Raw genomic sequence first — 17,220 nt, forward strand, 5'->3', positions numbered from 1 at the left:
AAAACAAACCTTAACGCTTGCTGAACTGGAAGCTCTTTCTTGCTTTTTTCTTACCGAATTTCTTGCGCTCAACGCCTCTTGGATCACGCATTAACAAGCCTGCTGCTTTTAAAGCTGGTCTGTAATCGGCGCTGACTTCAAGTAAGGCACGGGCAATACCTAATTTTGCAGCTTCAGCCTGTCCTTTAGGACCACCGCCGGTAGCATTTATTTTTACATCAAATTTGTCTAAACCTTCCACTGTTTTAAGCGGAAGCTCTACCTGGTTCTGCAAATAGATCAATGAGAAATATTGTTTATAATCTTTGTCGTTTACAGTGATCTTTCCATCTCCTTTAGAAAGGAAAACTCTTGTCACTGCTTCTTTACGACGGCCAACGCCATTTTTTTGTTTTTCCATTATTTACGCTTTGCGCTATTAGCGAAACCGCTATTAGCAGTTTAACTAATTTAGAATTTTAATGCTGCGGGTTTTTGTGCTGTATGTGGATGTTCCGCGCCTGCATATACAAACAGCTTCTTATAAATTTTGCGGCCTAAACGGTTTTTAGGAAGCATACCTTTCACAGCTCTTTCTATCACAACTTCCGGTCTGCGGGCAAGAAGGCTTTTTGCAGTTTCTTCTTTTTTACCACCGGGATAGCCGGAAAAGTTGATGTAGGTTTTGTCTTCAAGTTTGTTACCGGTAAATGCAACTTTGTCTGCATTGATAACGATCACATAATCTCCGCAATCAACGTGTGGAGTATAATAGGCTTTGTTTTTGCCACGTAATACCGCAGCAATTTTTGCGCACATGCGACCAACGGTTTGATTGGTGCCGTCAACAACATACCAATTATGTTGCACGGTAGCCTCGTTCGCATGCTTGGTAGTGAAATGTAATTTGCTCATATTTATTTATTTTACCTGTTTGGTAACAGGTTGGTATCAGCGCCATCCCGCCGCATACCGGTTAAAAATTGGAGCGCAAAGGTAGGTCTAAAGTGATATGATTTCCAAGAAAATAAAGGACTATTTTTTATTGAAGCTTTGTAATTTATTGATTTCCAATAAAAAATTTGATACAGGATTTTACTCCCTTCTTATGAAGAGGTATAAAACGGTATTGGAAAGGCTTTTTTATTGCAGGGAATAGACTTCCTGGATGATGGTAAGCTGATTTGCCGTGGATGCCAGGGCTACATTATTGCCTGGGTTATGTTTTACCCAAAAGCTAGTTGCAGGGCGCTCATTATGCTTTTTAAGCCATTCATACATAATAGATACATCACTATCAATATCTGAATAGCTCCTGGTGCGCATTACTACGGCCTGGTGACTTTCTAATTCAGTAAGTTCAAAGGGAACTTCGGGTTCTTTTTCAGTTTCATTTATTTCAACCGCAACACTGAGCAACGCAGCAGAATCGCTTATCTTTTCGTACTGGCTCAAAAAGAAGCCGGGCTCTTTTATGATATCCTGCGGAATTTGAGTAATAATTGCATTGTATGAATCCAATATTGCTTCTTCTATCTTGCTAACGGGAACAGTATCGTTTTTAACGACAATCTTATTAAACGGCATTTCAATGCGCTCAAAAGTAATTCCTCCGAAAACGGAGTCGGGATGTTCAATATGGTTCTTAAATTGAACAATGTTCTGAAAAAATGGTTCCCTGAACTGTGAAGGGTTAAAAAGCAGGTTAAGCTTTTTAAAAATACCTTCATGTATTTCAAGTTCTTCAATCCAGGTGATCTCTGTATTCCATTTATTTTTTTTGGTTAGCTGAATAACTCCAATCTTTAACGCATTATCATTCTGAAGTGTGTAATTGAAATTCTCGGTTTTCTTATCTGAAGTGACTTCAAAATGCTGAAAAGTGTTTCTTTTATTTTCAGGATCTATATACCAGGTATGCCAATTGGTAGTATCAGTGATGGTACGGCCGGTTATGGTATTATTGGCGTTAATTGAAATAATGGCTTTGTATGATCTGCGCATAGGTAAAGCACCTAAAAAAACTAAAGCAGCAACAACGCAGGTTAAAATAATTAATATAATCTTCCGGGTTTGCATGATATCGGGTTAGAATTTCGGTATAAAAATAATCGGCAATTTTTTTTAAAATCGGCAATTTCGATGTACAGCCCTAAAGCTTCGATGAAATGCCGTTTGTCTTACACAATGATTATTTTGTCGAAATTATGCCCCTGTTTAATCAGAATTGCTCTTGCAACGGAAGTTGTACTTCAACAAGCATTCCCTGCGCCAGATCACGTATATGAACACTTGCCGAAGTGTTCCTGGTTTTATTCAGAATATCAATTCTTTCCTTTGTAATTTTCATGCCCAGGGATTTCCTGCCGGTGCTGGCAGGCATTTTATTCATCGTTGCGGTTCTACCAATACCGTTATCTTCAACAATGCAAACTATCCTGTCCCCTTCTTTCCTGACCTCAACTATAATTTTGCCCGTTCCTTCTTTTTTAGCTATTCCATGCCAGATGCTGTTTTCTACAAAAGGCTGAAGCAGGAGTGGTGGCACCAACGTGTTTTCCTGGTCAATAGCGTCACTCACTTTTATCTCGTATGAAAATTTATGATTCATCCTGATGGCTTCTAATTCCATATATAGTTGCAATGCTTTTAAATCTTCACTCAAAGACACTTCCTTATGTTCAGAGTTTTCAAGTATCAGGCGCATCAATTTTGCAAATTTTGTAAGATATTCATCTGCTACTTTTATATTATTCCTGGAGATATAATCGCTTATGGAATTAAGCGAATTGAAAATAAAATGAGGATTCATCTGTGCCCTGAGGGCTTTCATTTCTGTGGTTGAAATCTCAGCCTTTAATTCTGCTTCTTTTTGTTTTATCGTGGCATCCCGCCGTCTTTTGTAAAACCAAAAAGAGAGTATACCTGCTGCAATTAATAATCCTGCTATGCTGAGGTATACATTGCGTTTAAATTTTTGTTCGGATAGTTTCGCTTCGTAAGCAGCTTCAGTTATTGCTTTATTCTTTTCATATTCATAGGTAGCCTCCATTACGCCCATCTGCACATTTTTTGAAGAGTTGATGATAGAATCCTTCATGGTTATGGATTTTTGAAAACTATCCATGGCATCTTTGTAGTTGCCTGATCTATAATAAATATCGCTTAATGTATGCAGGCCAATTACTATCCATTGCGTTGCATTAAGTTGTTCTAAGATCGCCATGCCTTGTTTAGCAAGCGGTAAAGCCTGCTGCGGTTTTTTCTGAAGATTGTAGGTTAAAGCAAGATTATTCAGTGAAAGCGCTTTTACCAATGGTGAATTGATAGAATCAGCAATGGTTATACTTTCTTTTAAACTTTTTTCTGCTGAATCGAGCAGGTTTTTCCTGTTCAAAACAACTCCCGCGGTACTTAAAAAATTACTTAAGAATAATGGATTATTAAGTTTTCGGGAAGTATTGATCGCATAATTGAATAATATTAAAGCAGAATCCGGTTGCTGTAATTCCGCATATACATTTCCCATATTTCCCCTGAGTTGCAGCATCGCTGCTTCGTTTGCATTAATATCTTCTGCAATCTGCAATGCCTGTTTGTAATAGTGCAATGATTTTTCAAACTGCTGGGCATTAAAGAAAAGCAGCCCTATATTGGCTAATGTTTGCCATTGAAAAGTTTTATTGTTCACTTTTTCGTTGGCATCAAGTGCCTGCAGGTAATACGGGTAAGCTTTTACATTATCAGACAAAATAAAAGAGTATATAATGCCTAACCGCTGAAGTGCGTTGGCCCTCCCTTTTTCCCAGCCCGTTTTTTGGGAGATGCTTAATGCTTCTTCGGCATAGGTAAGTAAAGAAGAGTCAGGCCTGGCATATATAGAAGCATTTACAAAGTTTAAAAGCATATTTACCCTGGTAGTATCTTCTTTTGTATGCGTTTTAAGCACTTCGTGTAAAGAATCAATAGCATTGAACTGTTGCCCAAAGCATGGCAAAATTGCCATAAAGCTTATAATTAATATACCAGTCCGCATAACTGCAATGTAGATTTAAGGTTTGTTTGAATACTATTTTTCTGATAGCGTTGTAGCTGTAATCATGGTGTTTACATTCGGCTATGTATTTTTCAAAAGAAAGAAGGAGATTAAATTTTGCTTTAGGGCTATTTACATTACACTAATATAATATGCATTTAAGATTAATCAATTAATCTTTCAGGTTGTTTTCATTAAAATAATGAACGGGTTGAAAATCAATATTCATTTTTGATCACCCGGTATTTCTACCATTCGTTTATTGCATAGTAAATATACTGCTGTTAAATTAGCACTTTGTAAGTAATAAATACAAAGTTATATTTCATCCAACCCAAACTTATGAAAGCGTATAAGTTCTGTTTACTGTTCATATTGGTAATGATGTTTTTTGCCTGCGCAAAAAAGCTCGAAGATATTCTTCCTGCAGGCAAACCGGTTGATCCGGCACAAACAGATACTGTTATAACAACTGAACCAACGGTTTGTATCCCACCTGACTATGGAGATTCGGTATTATGTTATAAATGGCTGGACGGTAAAGATTATAAAGTGTCTCCGGTAAATAACCCCGGCAAGGGAAAGTATATTTCTACTCCTGAAGGGTTGGTTATAGATGGCAATACCGGTGAGATTAATGTTACAAAAAGCGAAAGCGGTTTAAAATACAAAGTCGGGTTTATTCGTGATGGGTACCAGGATACCTGTTTTACAACCGTTATTACATCCGGAATTAATTATTTAGATGGTATTTATGTATTAAGCGATAGTGATACCCTGCTTAATCCTATATATAATGGTAACCCGGCTTATGTGCCAATTTGCGGGCCCAATGGCTCATTGAACGGCTGCGAATTTGATGACGATGAGGATGATGACAATGGCAATGGCAGTGCTGATGAACCGCCTGCAGGATTTTCCTGTAATGCCCAAAATATACGTGTAGATAAAAGGACTGGTGTGATCAGTTTAAAGCGTTCTGTACTGGATGGGCTTTTTGGTACGCTCAATCCTTCTAATGGGAAAAAAGTAAGTGCTACATTATACTATCGTTTAGATGATTGTAGCAGCGGGGCATTGAGAAAAATTGATATAGAGTTTACTTATTACAGCAAATTGTCTGATGTGCCGCAGGGTCTTATTAATGATATACAGGATGTTCTTAATGGTATTCTGAATTTCGTATTCAGATCAAGTAAGGATAAGGTAGCCAATCCCCGCCCTCCTCATATTGTTGTAGTGGCAAATCGTTGATAATAATTAAAAAAATTGTTCGTTCTTAAAAAGGTAATCCTGTGATTACCTTTTTTTATGCGTAAGCAAGGCATTATTCTTATAGCTTTTACCTTATGTTGCCTGTTGTCCCGGTCCGGAGACCCGGTACATCTGGAGGCTATAAGTCATGCCTATAAAACAGCCGACAGTCTCCTCACTTTATCATCTCCTACAGATGAAACAGATGCTACCGCTAAAAAGAACTTTGATGAAATAATAGCTGCCTTCAATAATGATGCAACTTTACCGGACAGCTTTTTATTTAATGCATTATGGAAACGCGGGGTATTGGAAGAAGTGCTGGGAGATATAGAAACTGCTAAATTGTTCTATTTGCGTTCACTTGATATTATCAGTCAAAAAAATATCCTGAGTGATTCGCTGGAATTTAAGCCCTTATTATATGCGGGGGGGATTTATTACAGGGAAAATAAGTTTGATTCTACCCGTATTCTTTTAGAAAAAGCCCAATTGCTTACAGAAAAATATCAATACCAGGAGGAATTAGAACGGTTGTATAATATCTTGGGGGCACTGTATTTTGAAGAAGGAAACTATTTACAAAGCAAAAACTGCTTTGAAAAAGCAGTTCAGATTATTGGAGATGATGAAAGCAGCACCATCAGGAAAATAAATTTTGAAACTAATATTGCTTCATCATTGAACCGTTTGGGCCGATATGAAGAATCGCTTAACGGGTACCTGAATTTACTGCAGTATAAAAATAATGTAAGTGAAATATATCTCAGTATTGGCGATAATTATATGGCCCTGAACAAATATGCGGAAGCACTCTGGTATTTTCATGAGAGCAAAAAAGGAAAAGGGATAGAAGTGCTCAATTATATTGCCTATGCCCATTTACAATTGCATCAATACGATTCTGCCTTATATTATATTGACTTATTTGAACAGAATCTTGATAGTAACAAGCAGGTAAGCAGGGTAGCATTAGGCATTCACGACACATATAAGGGGGATTATTTCTACAGCACGGGTAAGGTTTCAGAGGCAGCCCGGCAATATCAAAAGGCTGTTACACAATTGATGCTTGATTATAAAGACAGCAGTATCTATAGTAATCCTACGGAGTTTTCGGGTATAATTTCTTCATTTAATCTTTTTAAGGCTATTATAAATAAAGCAAAGTGCTTTGAAAAGCTGTATTCAGAAACACAGGCTATAGATTATTTAAAAGCGGCTTTTGATACTTATTCTTCGGGAATACTGTTGGCAGATCATCTTGAACATACCATGAATTCAGATGATGCAAAAATATTTTTGAAGCGTAACAGTAATACCGCCTACACCAGGGCTATAGATGCGGCAATGCTGTTATATAAGTTAACAGGGGAGAGAGGTTTTTTATGGAAGGCATATAGTGTTGTTCAAAAAAACAAGGCGTCAATACTGGTAGCCAACTTAAAGGATTTTGAGGTGAAGAACAAGGTCGCTATTCCTGAAGACCTGCTCCAGGAGGAAAAAGCATTAAAATATAAGATTGCAAGACTTCAGATTAAAATGGATCAAAACCAGCAGGACAGCATTGGTTTGAAGTTGGCAACAGAAAAAAGAAATGACGAACTCCAGTTATCAGTTATTCAAAATAAGATTAGAAAGTATACCAATAGTGAAGCTGCGGTATATGAAAATGTGAGGGTTGATGAGCATTTCTTCAAAAATAAACTTGATCATAAATCCGCTATCCTGGATTTCCATTTTTCTGATAGTCTTTTATACCTTTTTGCTATAACTGATAATGAAATTCAATCTACAACCATTCCTGTAAGTTCCCTTAATCTTGAGCAGGTTACCCGGGTGCAAAAAGGGTTGGAACACGTAGAGCCGCTAAATGCTAAAGCAACCGATTCAGTGGTGCAGCATTTGTCTGCTGTGCTTATTCAGCCGGTTTTCCCGCTTATTGAAAAGAAAAAAGAATGGATCATTTTACCGGATGGTGTATTCTATTATTTTCCCTTTGAAATTATCAAAAACCCCAAATCCGGGAAAGCGCTTATTGATGATTACGCCATCAGCTATAATTTCTCTATTCAGTTTATAAACAAAAAAGAAAATATTAAAAAAGAAGAGCTACCTAAACTGGTTGCGGTCGCGCCGTTTATTAATAAAGGATTATACTCTTACACAGATTCTGTTTTGCTGGAAAGGTTACCAGCAACTAAAATGGAGATAGCTGGTTTAAATGGTAAAATATTACTTGATACAAGCGCTACAAAATCAAAGTTCCTTGATCGCATAAATCATTATGACATTTTGCATCTTGCAACACATGCTGTAATGAATCCGGCTAACCCGTCTCAGTCATATATAGCATTTTATCCCGAAGACTCAACTAAAAATGATAGTTATAAACTTTACCTGAATGAATTATATAATCTTAATCTTGACTCAACCCGGTTGATGTTGCTGAGTGCCTGTGAAACCGGTGTGGGAAAGTTGGTAGAAGGTGAAGGAGTAATGAGCTTAAGCAGGGGAGTGCTGTATGCCGGGTGTCCCAGCGTAATAACTACCTTATGGCCCGCAAACGATCAGTCTACTGCATATATCATCAATCATTTTTATAAGTATATGGATGAGGGAAAAGACCTTACCACTGCCCTCAAATCTGCCAAACTGGATTTTATAAAAGATTACCCGGCACAAAGCGATCCATCATACTGGGCGCACCTGGTACTGGTTGGCAAAACGCAATCACTATATAATGGTACTGCACAGGTGAATGTTCCGCTTGTAATTACTATTGCCGCAATCTTGCTTGCTGCATATGGGTTATGGTGGTATTTAAAACGTAGAAAGCCGGTAATGGTTAAAGGCTAACCTTTCAAAATTATTAAGTTGAAAGCTGGAATTCTTTTTTGAGAATCACACCATCCAGCCACTTTAATTTCCTTTTTCTATAGATGGGTTCATATTCAAACTCGAAGAAAGTTTCGATATGCCTGGGGCTTGCGTATAAAAAATAGATATCTCTTGGATGCTTTTGAAGTGATACTTCAACTTTTTCAAGAAATATTCTTATCGTTTCATCGTCAAAGGGATTGAACATAAAAAAAACAGATTCCCGTGGCTCTACTATATAATCAATAACATTACCGCAGATGATCTCATAATTTATATTAGGGAAATCCTGTTTTAATTTTTTCATATGCTGTTTAGCTTCTTCACAAACTTCCTTTGCAAAGTCTATGCCTTTCAGGTGAGTGAAGCCAAAATGCGCGGCAACTACCAATGCTCTCCCCTTGCCACAACCAAGGTCAGAAAAAGAAGAGAGGCTTTCAATTGATTGTATTTTTTGTAATAAGCTTTCAAGAATAAAAAAATTTACTGCTTCGTAGCGGGAAGATTTGGAAATATCTCCGTTTTGAATAGTAAGATCGGGGAGTTCAGCCGGGGCAGTAGTGTTTATCTGATATTTTTTCTCACCTTTTATTTCATGCCTGAGCATAAATATCGCCAGCCGGAAATTCCAGTTTACCCCGAAATACCAGAACAGTTTTATATAATCAATCCATTTTTTCAATTGATGAACTTAATCTGAAGTCAATAATTTTGAGTTGAAGATTTTTTTCTCCATTCCATTCATTTTCCTCGATGGTAAAAACAATATCAACCGGTTGCCTGTTAAGCAGCAGGGGCATTTTTCCAGCCAGGTTAAAACCTATACCGCTTATCATCACATTGTCCTGCTTTAGGGAAAATTTGATGTGTTGTTCTTTTAATACCCGGGAGTTTCCGGTGTCAACTACATTTTTGCAGATAAAAACCGGGCGCATATTATCCGGTCCAAAAGGTTCCATTTGGCAAATGATATTATAAAAAGCAGGTTTTATGTCGGTAAGTTCAATTTCAGTATCAATGGTAATAACCGGTATTAACTGCTCGGGTGCTATACGCTCGCTCACCACCTCTTCAAACCTGATGCTGAAGGCTTCAACTTTTTCTGGTAATAAGGTCATGCCTGCTGCTGCAAAATGTCCTCCATATCCTAACAGATGTTCCCTGCATTCGTGTATGGCTTCATATAAATTAAACCCGGGAACGCTCCTTGCACTTCCTGCAACAATTTCACCACTTTGAGTTAACACTATTGTGGGGCGATAAAATTTTTCAATCAATCTTGATGCCACTATGCCAACTACACCCTTGTGCCAGTGCGGTTGATATACAACCGTGGATTTTCTGTTGGTCAGCTCATAACTGTTCCGGATAATTTCAAGCGCTTCTTCTGTAATATTGCTGTCTGCCTCTTTCCTGTTGTCATTATCATTGTGCAGCTCTGCCGCAAAGGTCAAAGCTTTTTTATAGTCATTTTCAATAAAAAGCTGAACCGCTTTACGTGCATCATCCATTCTTCCGGCGGCATTTACCCTGGGAGCGATAACAAAAACAAGGTTAGTTATATGAAGGGTCGCTTTTTTAAAACCGCTTAATTCAATCAGTGCTTTTATTCCGACACAGGGATCTTCATTCACTTTTTTAATGCCATAAAATGCAAGTGTCCTGTTTTCACCTGTAATCGGTACTATGTCGGCTGCAATGGCGGTTGCAACAAGGTCTAAATAACAAAAATATTCCTGATCCGGTAATTGAAGCCGGGATGCAAGAGCTGTTATCAGTTTAAACCCAACACCACAGCCACATAATTCTTTGTAGGGATAAGGGCAATCTTTTTGCTTGGGATTCAGTATAGCTGCCGCCCGGGGTAATTCAGCATCGGGCAGGTGATGATCGCACACAATGAAATTAATATTAAGCGAAGCCGCATAACGGATCAGGTCAGCAGACTTAATGCCGCAATCGAGAGCAATAACCAGGGTTATACCCTGTTGTTTCGCAAAATCTATCCCTTGTTTTGAAACGCCATATCCTTCCCGGTAGCGATGGGGTATATAAAATTGAATATTAGCGGGTACGTATATTTTCTGCAGAAACTGGTACATTATTGATACCGCTGTTGTACCATCCACATCATAATCACCAAAAACAAGTATTTTTTCCTGATTTTTAAAAGCAGCTGACAAACGGTTTACTGCTTTGTCCATATCCTTCATTAAAAAAGGATCATGAAGAGAAGATAACTGGGGTCTGAAATAAGATTTGGCATCCTCGTAATTGGTAATGCTTCTTTGAGCCAGAATATTACATAAGGCCGGATGAATTCTGAGGACATCATTAAGGTGCTTTGCGGTTTGCTGATCTGTTTTATTTATCGCCCATTTCTTATCCATCCTTTCTGTATATTAAAGTTTTCTGTCGGTTGTGTAATTTACCAATTCTTCCAATGCATCGCGATTTTCGGAAGGAGGAAATTCGTGCAAGAGCTGAATAGCTTTGTTTTTATATGCTGTCATTTTTTCAAGCCCGTAACTGATGCCGCCCGCCAGCTTAACCTGCTCTATTACATAGTTTACCTTTTCCTTATTCTTGTTTTGATTTTTGATGATATAAATGAGCTCCCGGCGTTTGGAAGGCGCTACTTTATTAAGCGTATATATTAAAGGAAGCGTAAGCTTTTTTTCTTTGATATCATTGCCGGTAGGTTTTCCGATGGCATCACTGCCATAATCAAACAGGTCATCTTTAATTTGAAAGGCAACGCCGGCATATTCGCCAAACTGTCTGAATTTTTCAGCCAACGCTTCGTTCTGGGAAGCAGAATATGCGCCCGCAGAGCAGGCCGAAGCCAGGAGGGAAGCGGTTTTGGTTTTGATGATCTCAAAATAAATAGCTTCATTCAGGTTCAACCCGCGTGCTTTTTCAATTTGAAGCAATTCTCCTTCACTCATTTTCCGAACTGCTTCCGAGAGTATATGTAATATCCTGTAATCACCTCCATCAAGAGAAAGCAATAACCCTTTGCTCAAAAGATAATCGCCTACCAATACCGATACCTTTGATTTCCATAAAGCATAGGTGGAAAAAAAGCCACGCCTTTCATATGATTCATCCACTACATCATCGTGAACAAGGCTGGCGGTATGCAGTAACTCCACCAGCGAGGCTGCCCTGTATGTGGCATCATTCACGCCACCGCAGAGCTTAGCCGAAAGCAATACAAACATGGGACGGAGTTGCTTCCCTTTCCTCTTTACAATATATTGCATTATCCTGTCCAGAAGAGGAACATTACTTTTGACATATGCCTTGAATTTCGTCTCAAAAATACTGAGCTCTTCTGCTGTTAACTTTCTGGCTAAATTCATTTTACTTCAAAAAAATGTAGCGAAACAACGCTATTATAATATATAATTATCCACAAACGGCTGCAAATTAGCAGTGTAATTTATATTTTTAAAAAATTTGGTATTTACCCGTCATTCGATACTTTTGCGTATCCTTCCCATGAAAACTCTGATTTATCACACATTATCTACAAAACTATGGCAGCTAAAAGGTTTTTTTTATTGGTAGGTTTTTTTGCTCTGCTTAACACTTGCTTGTTTGCCCAGGAAACTTCAACAACCTCTGGTAGTTATGATTGGCGGGATTCTTCATTGATTCCTTCTTCAAGGTTAGCTCAGCATAACGAATTTTTAAACAATCAGTACAATTTTCCGGCAAAGCCAAGAAATCAGTGGGAAGTTGGTTTAAAAGTAGGAACATTTAATATTTTTGGTGATGTGCCTTCTCATTTCCCTACTCCGGGATTTGGTGTGCATGTTAGAAAGGCGCTGGGATACCTCTTCTCTTTGCGCGCTGAATACATATATGGCATGGCCAGCGGTATTAACTGGAAACAAAGAACAGCAGGTTATGCACAGCCCTGGCTTGACGCGGGATATGTTCCGGGAACCAATTATGTGTTTGATAACTATAAATCAAAGGTTCAGGACCTTTCTTTACAGGGTGTTTTAACTTTAAATAATATTCGCTTCCATAAGTCTAAAAACGGCTTACTTTTTTATGCGCTGTTTGGTGTAGGCGCTACAGTTTATGACACCAAAACAAACGTTACTTCAGGCGGCGGAGCTTTATATAACTTCAATAATGTTTCCCCGCATAATGATTATAAAGAGCGCCGCCAAACTATTAAGGATGTGAGAAATATCCTTGATGCAGGCAGCTATAATGTAGATGCAGAAAATGACGGTAATGCAAGAGCTAAGCTGTTTGGTAATACATTAAGATTTTCAAGAACTGTGGGAGCTGGTATCGCGTTTAAGTTGAGCGACAGGCTGAACCTGGCTATTGAAGACAGATTGACTATAGTAAAGGATGACTTACTGGATGGTGTACGTTGGCAGAATGTAACTGTGCCAGGCGGCGGTCGTGTATTAAGCCCGGATTATGATGTTTACAATATGGCAAGCATTGGTCTGAATATAAATATTGGTTCAAGATCAGTACAGCCTTTATGGTGGATAAACCCGCTTGATTACGCTTACAGCGAGTTAAATTCTCCAAAGCATATGAAAATACCCAAACCGGTATTGGATGATGCTGATGGAGATGGTGTTCCTGACCAATTTGATATGGAGCCTAATACTCCTGCAAGTGCTCCTGTTGACAGCCATGGGGTGAGCAGGGATACAGATGGTGACGGCGTACCTGATTATAAGGACAAAGAACTGATTACGCCAACAACCTGCCAGCCTGTTGATGCTGATGGCGTAGGTAAATGCCCATGCCCCGATGAATCTTGCTTTGACGGGTTTATGATGAAAAAAGGTGGAGCAAGTGATTGTGGAATTGGTGATTTACCAAGTATTTCTTTCAATGCAAAAGCATTTAAAGTTAGCAAAGATGCTGAAGCAGTTCTTGCTAATGTAGCTGACAGATTGCGTCAAAACCCGAATTGCCGCATAGTGGTTACCAGTTATACCTGCGAACCTTCTAAATCTTCACAGCAGCTAAGCTGGGATCGTGTAAATACTGTAATTAATTACCTGGTTGAAAAACAAGGTATTAGTTCAGATCGCCTGATCTTTAAATATGGCGAAACCGGTGGAGATTGCAATACTGTAGATTTAAGAGCTGCAGAACTGGGAGATGAAGGTCCAAATACGGTACCTGCTCCGCATCCAAACCTGAGAAGAAGAAATTAATACACTGGTAATCAGTAGATAAATAAGAAGCAGACTCGTAAAAAACGGGTCTGTTTTTTTATCAATACCTTAACGTCTTGCTAAAAATGATAAGATTACTTTTATTTTCTAGTAATCTGTTCTAAAAAAACTATTTTTGCCCGCCTTTTTATGAGAGTATTTAAGATTTTAGCGTTATTTATCGGCTTTTCTGTTGTGTTTTCATCATGCTCTAAGTTTTCTAAAGTGATGAAAAGCAAAGACTATGAATACAAGCTTCGTATGGCAGACCAGTATTTTGTAAAAAAGAAATACAGGCTTGCCCAGCAGTTGTACGAAGACTTATTCCCGGTTTTTAAGGGCTCAAATAAGTTTGAAGCCATTCATTATAATTTTGCCTATTGTGCCTATTATATGAAAGATTACCTTTCTGCTGAAAACCTGTTCAAGAATTTTCTGGAGTACTTTCCCAATAGTGCAAAAGCTGAGGAAGTTGATTATATGCATGCCTATTGTTTTTACAAGCAGTCACCAAAGCCGGAGCTTGACCAGACAAATACAGTGAAGGCGATGGGGCAAATGCAGACATTTATAAATACGCATCCCGGTTCCGAGCGAAATAAAGAGGCGCAGGAAATAATCTCCCAATGTTATAATAAATTGATTACCAAGGATTATAAGAGTGCAGAGCTTTATTATAACCTCGGGCATTACCGTGCAGCAGCAGTGTCTTTTGCAACCTTACTGAATAGTTATCCCGACGCCCCTAATGCAGATGAATTTAAGCTTTGGGTTGTTAAATCTTATTATCGTTTTGCAACTTTAAGCGTTTTTGATAAACAGCCTGAACGTTACCAGCAGGTAATTGACGAGGTGCAGGATTTCCAGGATAGATTTCCTGAAAGTAAACTATTGAAAGACGCCGAACGTTATTTAACTTTGTCTCAAAATAACATAAAAACCATCTCCCAATGAGCAGATTAAGAAAACAATGGGGTACTAATACAACCGCTAACGTAGTGGAAACCAAGAATGTAGTTGATATTAAGGCTAAAACCGGAAATTTGTACGAATCAATCTCTATAATTGGAAAGCGTGCAAACCAGATCAATATAGCACTTAAGGAAGAGCTGCATAATAAACTGGAAGAGTTTGCCAGCCATACTGATAGCCTGGAAGAGATTCATGAAAACAAGGAGCAGATAGAAATTTCAAAAGCATATGAAAAAATGCCGAATCCGGCACTTTTAGCTACCCAGGAGTTTTTTGATGATAAGATCTTTTTCAGGAAGAATGATAATGATCTTTTCAGCTAATACTATTTTAATATAATCTTTATATTTTTCGCGGCAATTATCAATTGCCGCTTTTGTATTTTTAGGCTATCTTATCCTAAGCTACAATCATTCAAATTCAATGCTGAAAGGAAAAAAAATTTTATTGGGCATCACCGGAAGCATCGCAGCTTATAAAGCCATTCTTGTAATAAGAGGGTTGGTTAAGAAAGGAGCTGACGTAAAAGTAATAATGACGCCTTCAGCAAAAGATTTTGTTTCTCCGCTTACCATTTCAACACTATCAAAAAATGAAGTGTTGATTGATATTTTTAAAGAAGATTCCTGGGCAAACCACGTAATGCTTGGCAGGTGGGCTGATATTATGCTTATTGCGCCGGTCAGTTGTAATACAATAGCAAAAATGGCAAACGGGCTTTGCGATAATCTGCTTCTTTCAGTATACCTTTCAGCTACCTGCCCGGTTATGATTGCACCTGCAATGGATGAAGATATGTGGCTGCATCCTGCTACTCAAAAGAACATTTCGCTTTTAGGTTCATATGGCAATATTGTTTTACCGGTTGAAAAGGGCGAATTAGCCAGCGGTTTGGTAGGGCCGGGAAGAATGGCTGAGCCTGATACAATTATAACATACCTGGAAGATTATTTTAAGGACAGGCAGGTATTGGCGGGAAAAAAGGTCCTGGTTACTGCAGGCCCAACCTATGAGCATATAGATCCTGTCAGGTTCATTGGCAATCACTCAAGCGGTAAAATGGGAGTAGCGATTGCTAATGATCTTGCAGGCAGGGGGGCAGAAGTAACCTTAGTGCTCGGTCCGGGCAATATATCGTTTAATTTTAATAGTGGGGTAAAGGTAGTACGTGTAAACAGTGCCCGGGAAATGTATGATGCGTGTGTTAATTCGTTTGAAGATGTGAACTTTGCAGTTATGTCGGCGGCGGTAGCAGATTATACACCGGTTACCGTGGCAAACGAAAAGATTAAAAAGAAAGATGAAAATCTGTTGCTGGAGTTAAAAAAAACAAAAGATATTTTAAAAAGTCTTGGTGAAAAAAAACGTGAAGACCAGGTGCTGGTTGGTTTTGCATTAGAAACGAATAATGAAGAGGCTAATGCCCGTCAGAAAATGCAGCAAAAAAATGCTGATATGATCGTACTTAATTCTTTGCGCGATAAAGATGCCGGATTTAGTAAAGACACTAATAAAGTGACCATTTACTTTAAAAATGGCGAAGAGAAAAAATTTGATGTAAAAAGTAAAGAAGCAGTAGCTAAAGATATTGTTGATTGCATAATCCAATACCATCATGCGTAAAATAATAATACTGGTTATAGTGTGCTGCTGTAACTGCTGTTTTTTTGCGGCAGGGCAGGAGTTGAATGCCAAAGTAACCGTAATAGCATCTCAAATTAAAAGTACTGTAGATAAAAAGGCATTTCAAACCTTACAAACGGCGCTTACCAATTTTTTGAATAACAGGAAGTGGACGAATGATAATTACCAGCAACAGGAAAAAATTACCTGTAATTTCCTTTTAACCCTTACAAAGGATGTAGAATCCAATGTATATGCGGCTGTGTTAACTGTGCAGTCGGGCAGGCCTGTTTATAACAGCGCGTATGTTTCTCCAATATTAAATTACCAGGATAATGATGTAACCTTTAAATATGTGGAGTTTCAGCAGGTAGAGTTTAACGAAAACAATGTAATGGGCACAGATCCCGCTGCATCAAATCTTACGGCCATTTTTGCTTATTATGTATACCTGATACTTGGATTGGATTATGATTCTTTTTCTCCCCGTGGCGGCGACCAGTTTTTTAGAAAGGCGCAGAGTATTGTTACCAATGCACCCGACGGGCGTAATATAACAGGGTGGAAAGCTTTTGACGGACAACGTAACAGGTATTGGCTTGCAGAAAATTTTAATAATAGCAAGTATACATTATTACATGATACCTATTATGCATATTACAGGCTTGGAATGGATAAAATGTATGAAGATGAAAACCAGGGCAGGCAGCAAATGCTGAACAGCCTGAATAACCTTAATACACTTAATGCTGATAATCCCAATTTATTTGGAGTGCAATTCTTTTTTTTAGGAAAGAATGATGAGCTGGCGAAAGTATTTAAGAAATCTCCGCCTCAGGAGCGGGTTAGGGCCTCTGAACTACTGCAAAGATTAGATATTACCAACGCGGAACGTTATAAACAGGAGTTGAAATGAAAGTACATTTAATGTTTGTGTTTTGTTTGTTTTTGCTAAGCGCTTGCGTTAAAAGTAAATCAGGCAGTGATATTATTGCTTCTGATAAAATGGGCAGTGTGATATTTGATATGAATGTGGCAGAAGAGTTTGTGAGTATATATGTTGCCAAAGACTCATCAAAAGATAAAAAAGCTGAACTGAGCAAAGAATATCAGAAAATATATTTGCTGTATGAAATAACGGAGCAGCAATTTAAAGATAGCTACGACTATTATAAAGCCCATCCGGGAGCATATAAAATTGTGATAGATTCTTTAAACGCCAAAGCACAGCGGCGGCGGGAAGATCTTTATCGTATGCCAAATTCTTAA

At 38.3% G+C, this 17,220-nt stretch carries 15 protein-coding genes; 8 read left to right on the plus strand and 7 right to left on the minus strand.

Going from position 1 to position 17,220, the window contains the following annotated elements; genetic code table 11:
* Window positions 1-10: 10 nt before the first annotated feature.
* The 4 genes from rpsI to DC498_RS04885 all read right to left on the minus strand — a co-directional run bounded on the left by rpsI (window position 11) and on the right by DC498_RS04885 (window position 3,985).
* Window positions 11-400: a 30S ribosomal protein S9 gene (rpsI, locus tag DC498_RS04870; protein ID WP_116873022.1), complete on the minus strand. Its 390-nt coding sequence runs from the start codon at window positions 398-400 to the stop codon at window positions 11-13.
* A gap of 50 nt (window positions 401-450) precedes the next feature.
* Window positions 451-894, minus strand: coding sequence for a 50S ribosomal protein L13 (gene rplM, locus DC498_RS04875; protein WP_116873023.1), 444 nt, complete (start codon window positions 892-894; stop codon window positions 451-453).
* 228 nt (window positions 895-1,122) lie between these two features.
* Window positions 1,123-2,058 carry a hypothetical protein gene (locus DC498_RS04880; protein ID WP_116873024.1) on the minus strand — a complete coding sequence of 312 codons (936 nt, stop codon included), beginning with the start codon at window positions 2,056-2,058 and terminating at the stop codon, window positions 1,123-1,125.
* Window positions 2,059-2,200: 142 nt separating this feature from the next.
* Window positions 2,201-3,985 (minus strand): tetratricopeptide repeat-containing sensor histidine kinase, encoded by a 1,785-nt coding sequence (locus tag DC498_RS04885; RefSeq protein WP_165813756.1) that lies wholly within the window; start codon window positions 3,983-3,985, stop codon window positions 2,201-2,203.
* 372 nt (window positions 3,986-4,357) lie between these two features.
* On the opposite strand from DC498_RS04885, the gene DC498_RS04890 reads away from it, so the two are divergent.
* Both DC498_RS04890 and DC498_RS04895 read left to right on the plus strand, forming a co-directional pair.
* The gene (locus DC498_RS04890; RefSeq protein ID WP_133176767.1) at window positions 4,358-5,269 is read left to right on the plus strand and encodes a hypothetical protein; all 912 of its coding nucleotides are present in this window, start codon (window positions 4,358-4,360) and stop codon (window positions 5,267-5,269) included.
* Between the two features lie 57 nt (window positions 5,270-5,326).
* Window positions 5,327-8,128, plus strand: a complete 2,802-nt coding sequence (locus DC498_RS04895) for a CHAT domain-containing protein (protein ID WP_116873027.1) — start codon at window positions 5,327-5,329, stop codon at window positions 8,126-8,128.
* A 13-nt stretch (window positions 8,129-8,141) separates the two neighbouring features.
* On the opposite strand, the gene DC498_RS04900 is transcribed toward DC498_RS04895, so the two are convergent.
* Genes DC498_RS04900 through DC498_RS04910 form a run of 3 tightly spaced genes read right to left on the minus strand, consistent with a single transcriptional unit; the run spans window position 8,142 to window position 11,514 of the window.
* Window positions 8,142-8,831, minus strand: a complete 690-nt coding sequence (locus tag DC498_RS04900; protein WP_116873028.1) for a class I SAM-dependent methyltransferase — start codon at window positions 8,829-8,831, stop codon at window positions 8,142-8,144.
* On the minus strand, window positions 8,815-10,539 hold the full coding sequence (recJ, locus tag DC498_RS04905; RefSeq protein WP_116873029.1) for a single-stranded-DNA-specific exonuclease RecJ: 1,725 nt from the start codon (window positions 10,537-10,539) through the stop codon (window positions 8,815-8,817). The genes DC498_RS04900 and recJ overlap by 17 nt, the downstream gene beginning before the upstream one ends.
* A 12-nt stretch (window positions 10,540-10,551) precedes the next feature.
* The gene (locus DC498_RS04910) at window positions 10,552-11,514 is read right to left on the minus strand and encodes a polyprenyl synthetase family protein (protein WP_116873030.1); all 963 of its coding nucleotides are present in this window, start codon (window positions 11,512-11,514) and stop codon (window positions 10,552-10,554) included.
* Between the two features lie 177 nt (window positions 11,515-11,691).
* On the opposite strand from DC498_RS04910, the gene DC498_RS04915 reads away from it, so the two are divergent.
* The 6 genes from DC498_RS04915 to DC498_RS04940 all read left to right on the plus strand — a co-directional run bounded on the left by DC498_RS04915 (window position 11,692) and on the right by DC498_RS04940 (window position 17,220).
* Complete coding sequence (locus DC498_RS04915; RefSeq protein WP_116873031.1) at window positions 11,692-13,356, plus strand: OmpA family protein; 1,665 nt, start codon at window positions 11,692-11,694, stop codon at window positions 13,354-13,356.
* 150 nt (window positions 13,357-13,506) lie between these two features.
* Window positions 13,507-14,310, plus strand: a complete 804-nt coding sequence (locus tag DC498_RS04920) for an outer membrane protein assembly factor BamD (RefSeq protein WP_240627854.1) — start codon at window positions 13,507-13,509, stop codon at window positions 14,308-14,310.
* Entirely contained in the window at window positions 14,307-14,651 is a 345-nt protein-coding gene (locus DC498_RS04925) for a DNA-directed RNA polymerase subunit omega (protein WP_116873032.1), read from the plus strand. The genes DC498_RS04920 and DC498_RS04925 overlap by 4 nt, the downstream gene beginning before the upstream one ends.
* A gap of 100 nt (window positions 14,652-14,751) precedes the next feature.
* Window positions 14,752-15,951 carry a bifunctional phosphopantothenoylcysteine decarboxylase/phosphopantothenate--cysteine ligase CoaBC gene (gene coaBC / locus DC498_RS04930; RefSeq protein ID WP_116873033.1) on the plus strand — a complete coding sequence of 400 codons (1,200 nt, stop codon included), beginning with the start codon at window positions 14,752-14,754 and terminating at the stop codon, window positions 15,949-15,951.
* Window positions 15,944-16,867, plus strand: coding sequence for a DUF4835 family protein (locus DC498_RS04935; RefSeq protein WP_116873034.1), 924 nt, complete (start codon window positions 15,944-15,946; stop codon window positions 16,865-16,867). Before coaBC ends, DC498_RS04935 begins: the two co-directional genes overlap by 8 nt.
* Window positions 16,864-17,220, plus strand: a complete 357-nt coding sequence (locus DC498_RS04940; RefSeq protein ID WP_116873035.1) for a DUF4296 domain-containing protein — start codon at window positions 16,864-16,866, stop codon at window positions 17,218-17,220. Before DC498_RS04935 ends, DC498_RS04940 begins: the two co-directional genes overlap by 4 nt.

Origin of the sequence: Terrimonas sp. (assembly GCF_003075435.1) — a bacterium.
Taxonomy (GTDB): domain Bacteria; phylum Bacteroidota; class Bacteroidia; order Chitinophagales; family Chitinophagaceae; genus Agriterribacter.

Bases quoted from the DNA above. Each gene is read 5' to 3' on its own strand.
- rpsI (WP_116873022.1), bottom strand. From the start codon at position 400: ATGGAAAAACAAAAAAATGGCGTTGGCCGTCGTAAAGAAGCAGTGACA.
- rplM (WP_116873023.1), bottom strand. From the start codon at position 894: ATGAGCAAATTACATTTCACTACCAAGCATGCGAACGAGGCTACCGTG.
- DC498_RS04880 (WP_116873024.1), bottom strand. From the start codon at position 2,058: ATGCAAACCCGGAAGATTATATTAATTATTTTAACCTGCGTTGTTGCT.
- DC498_RS04885 (WP_165813756.1), bottom strand. From the start codon at position 3,985: ATGGCAATTTTGCCATGCTTTGGGCAACAGTTCAATGCTATTGATTCT.
- DC498_RS04890 (WP_133176767.1), top strand. From the start codon at position 4,358: ATGAAAGCGTATAAGTTCTGTTTACTGTTCATATTGGTAATGATGTTT.
- DC498_RS04895 (WP_116873027.1), top strand. From the start codon at position 5,327: ATGCGTAAGCAAGGCATTATTCTTATAGCTTTTACCTTATGTTGCCTG.
- recJ (WP_116873029.1), bottom strand. From the start codon at position 10,539: ATGGATAAGAAATGGGCGATAAATAAAACAGATCAGCAAACCGCAAAG.
- DC498_RS04910 (WP_116873030.1), bottom strand. From the start codon at position 11,514: ATGAATTTAGCCAGAAAGTTAACAGCAGAAGAGCTCAGTATTTTTGAG.
- DC498_RS04915 (WP_116873031.1), top strand. From the start codon at position 11,692: ATGGCAGCTAAAAGGTTTTTTTTATTGGTAGGTTTTTTTGCTCTGCTT.
- DC498_RS04920 (WP_240627854.1), top strand. From the start codon at position 13,507: ATGAGAGTATTTAAGATTTTAGCGTTATTTATCGGCTTTTCTGTTGTG.
- DC498_RS04925 (WP_116873032.1), top strand. From the start codon at position 14,307: ATGAGCAGATTAAGAAAACAATGGGGTACTAATACAACCGCTAACGTA.
- coaBC (WP_116873033.1), top strand. From the start codon at position 14,752: ATGCTGAAAGGAAAAAAAATTTTATTGGGCATCACCGGAAGCATCGCA.
- DC498_RS04935 (WP_116873034.1), top strand. From the start codon at position 15,944: ATGCGTAAAATAATAATACTGGTTATAGTGTGCTGCTGTAACTGCTGT.
- DC498_RS04940 (WP_116873035.1), top strand. From the start codon at position 16,864: ATGAAAGTACATTTAATGTTTGTGTTTTGTTTGTTTTTGCTAAGCGCT.